The organism is Micromonospora sp. U56, assembly GCF_018070095.1.
In the GTDB taxonomy this organism is placed as follows: domain Bacteria; phylum Actinomycetota; class Actinomycetes; order Mycobacteriales; family Micromonosporaceae; genus Micromonospora; species Micromonospora purpureochromogenes.
Window position 1 is genome coordinate 1 of sequence record NZ_JAGPYL010000290.1, and the last position, 563, is coordinate 563.

Here is a 563-nt window from a genome sequence, read left to right on the forward strand (position 1 = left end):
ACCAGGACCCCGTTCCCACCACCGAAGTGGCTGTACTAGGAGGAACCCGGCCGTTGCCAGGACCAGACTCGCCAGTGTCTCCGCCATTGAGCACCCCGACCCGACATTCGCGGGCCGCGGGCTCCTTACACCCTTTCGGGTGAAGGTGCTCCTTAGAAAGGAGGTGATCCAGCCGCACCTTCCGGTACGGCTACCTTGTTACGACTTCGTCCCAATCGCCAGCCCCACCTTCGACGGCTCCCTCCCACAAGGGGTTGGGCCACCGGCTTCGGGTGTTGCCGACTTTCGTGACGTGACGGGCGGTGTGTACAAGGCCCGGGAACGTATTCACCGCAGCGTTGCTGATCTGCGATTACTAGCGACTCCGACTTCACGGGGTCGAGTTGCAGACCCCGATCCGAACTGAGACCGGCTTTTTGGGATTCGCTCCACCTCGCGGTATCGCAGCCCATTGTACCGGCCATTGTAGCATGCGTGAAGCCCTGGACATAAGGGGCATGATGACTTGACGTCATCCCCACCTTCCTCCGAGTTGACCCCGGCAGTCTTCGATGAGTCCCCGC

General features: G+C 61.6%; 1 rRNA gene. It reads right to left on the reverse strand.

Annotated elements, in window-relative coordinates:
* Positions 1 to 156: 156 nt before the first annotated feature.
* A 16S ribosomal RNA gene (locus KBX37_RS34040) occupies positions 157 to 563 on the reverse strand; the annotation flags it as partial.